Below are 2,103 nucleotides of genomic sequence, written 5' to 3'. Positions count from 1 at the left end.
GAGATGTGTATAAGAGACAGGTCAAGGTCTACTTCGCCCGCCGCCAGTTGGTGGAGCGCCTAGGCGAGGCGCGCGAGGGGCGGCCGTCCGAATTCCAGCCTCATATGGGGCCGATCATGACCGGCCTCGACGAGATATTCATGTGGACCGTGCGCTACACGGCGCCCGACGCGTGGAAGGCGTCGTGTTTAGGCGAACCGGGCTGGCAATCGGACGACAGATACCTGACACCTGAGGGACTGGGGCTGAGGACGGAGCTGGAGAAGGCCGCCTACCTGCGGACCTTCCAGGAATGGATCGTCCGGCCGCAGATCAAGACCGTGCCGGGCGTGGCCAGGGTCGAGGGCAAGATGTTCGAGCCGATGGCGCCGACCGTCATCATCGCGCTCGTTGCCGCCTTCGTCCTGTCGCTGACCTTCGTGCCGGCGCTGATCGCCATCCTGAAGGACGCCATGACCGCGCTTGTTGCCCTCGCTCGGGTTCGTCCCGGTGACGCTGGCGGCGGGGACCGGCACGGAGGTCCAGAAGCCGCTCGCGACCGTGTTCATCCGCGGCTTGATCAGCGCCACCATGCTGACCCTGGTCGTACTTCCGGCCCTCTATGCGCGCTTCGGCGGCGCCCGCGCCACGGCGCCGGTCAGCCATGACGAGGACGACGGTGGCGCCGCTCTGTTCCGGCAGGTCGCCGAACAGTATCCGTGAGCACCACGCGAACCAGCGGCAGTCCTATCAGGATCGCGGACCTCGCATTGCAAGCTTGACAGACTTCAAGAGCAACGAGACCACTCAGAAATGACGACCTTCCTCGCCTATGCGGGCGCGGCCCTCGCCGAAATCGTTGGATGCTTCGCGTTCTGGGCCTGGCTGCGCCTGGACAGATCACCCCTCTGGTTGCTCCCCGGCATGGCATCGCTTGCGCTCTTCGCCTACCTGCTTACCTTAGTCGAGAGCGAGGCGGCAGGCAGGGCTTATGCGGCCTACGGAGGCATCTACATCGTGGCGGCCATCCTCTGGCTATGGGGTGCGGAAGGCTACCGTCCGGACCGATGGGACGTTACGGGCGGTGCGATCTGCCTCGTCGGCATGACGGTGATCCTGTTCGGCCCACGCCCCTGAGGCCCTCGCGGCGATGCGCGCGGCTTACCCAGGATAGTGCCGAATCTTGTTCTTCAACAAGGGTCGGCTCACGCTCGTGGCAGCCTGCAGTCGCATGCTCAACAGCACGCCTGCGGAGGACCATGCCTCAACCGATCCGCCCAAGCACGGGGAAGGCCTCCACGAGGAGGGAAGCCACGGCGCTCATGCGGTCGGTCACCATCAGCAGCCCCATCGCCACCATCACGCCCCCGCCGACGAGCTGAAGCGCACGACCGAACCAGCGTAGGGTCCGAAGGCGCGCGACGAAGCCTGACAGGAAAAGGGCCGCCGCCACGAACGGCACGCCAAGCCCGAGCGAGTAGACGGTGAGCAGGGCGACGCCCTTGCCCGCGGCCGAGGAGGCCGTGACTGCCAGGATGGCACCGAGGACGGGACCGATGCATGGGGTCCATCCGAAGGCGAAGGCCGTTCCGAGGAGATAGGCGGCGACGGGCCCCTGACCCGGCGGATCGCCGTGCCAGCGCAGCTCACGCTGCAGCCAGGCGGGCCGCAGCAGACCGGCCGTGAACAGGCCGAACAGGATCACCAGCAAGCCCGAGGCGAGGTTCAGCGCCTCGCGATGGGCGAGCAGGGCGAAGCCGAGCGCGCTCGCCCCCGCGCCGAACGCGACGAAGACGGTCGTGAACCCGAGCACGAAGCAAAGGCTCAGGCCGAGCGTGCGCAGGCTGTCGCGCTCGCCGGCGGCCGACTGCCCCGCGACGTACGACACGTAGCCCGGAACGAGGGGCAGCACGCAGGGCGATAGGAACGACACGGCGCCGGCCGCGAAGGCCGCCAGGAAGCCCACGCTTGAGGCGTCGATGGCCATCGGTTCAGCCCCGGCGGAATGATGGACGCAGGATCGTCACTCCTGACCGGCCCCGGCCGCGGCGAAGATCTTGAGAAGGCGTTGGCGCTCCGCCTCGGTCCCGCCGGGCCCCGGCGGCTTGCGTGCCGCCGCACCCC

The 2,103-nt window shown here is 67.9% G+C and carries 4 protein-coding genes; 2 read left to right on the top strand and 2 right to left on the bottom strand.

The window, feature by feature from the left end; all coding sequences use genetic code 11:
* Window positions 1–271: 271 nt before the first annotated feature.
* Window positions 272–454: a hypothetical protein gene (locus AX737_RS00755; protein WP_017484334.1), complete on the bottom strand. Its 183-nt coding sequence runs from the start codon at window positions 452–454 to the stop codon at window positions 272–274.
* Window positions 455–489: 35 nt separating this feature from the next.
* On the opposite strand from AX737_RS00755, the gene AX737_RS00750 reads away from it, so the two are divergent.
* Together AX737_RS00750 and AX737_RS00745 are read left to right on the top strand one after the other, a co-directional pair.
* Window positions 490–702, top strand: a complete 213-nt coding sequence (locus AX737_RS00750) for an efflux RND transporter permease subunit (RefSeq protein ID WP_158022301.1) — start codon at window positions 490–492, stop codon at window positions 700–702.
* Between the two features lie 90 nt (window positions 703–792).
* On the top strand, window positions 793–1,116 hold the full coding sequence (locus AX737_RS00745) for a YnfA family protein (RefSeq protein ID WP_003596966.1): 324 nt from the start codon (window positions 793–795) through the stop codon (window positions 1,114–1,116).
* 127 nt (window positions 1,117–1,243) lie between these two features.
* Here the strand turns inward: AX737_RS00745 and AX737_RS00740 are convergent, their stop codons facing one another.
* A complete protein-coding gene (locus AX737_RS00740; RefSeq protein WP_003596964.1) occupies window positions 1,244–1,966 on the bottom strand; it encodes a cytochrome c biogenesis protein CcdA in 723 nt (240 codons plus the stop codon).
* Between the last annotated feature and the right edge of the window lie 137 nt (window positions 1,967–2,103).

The sequence above is a fragment of the Methylobacterium sp. CCH5-D2 genome (assembly GCF_001556475.1).
Lineage (GTDB): Bacteria > Pseudomonadota > Alphaproteobacteria > Rhizobiales > Beijerinckiaceae > Methylobacterium > Methylobacterium hispanicum.
This window is presented reverse-complemented; position numbering and strand designations above follow the sequence as displayed.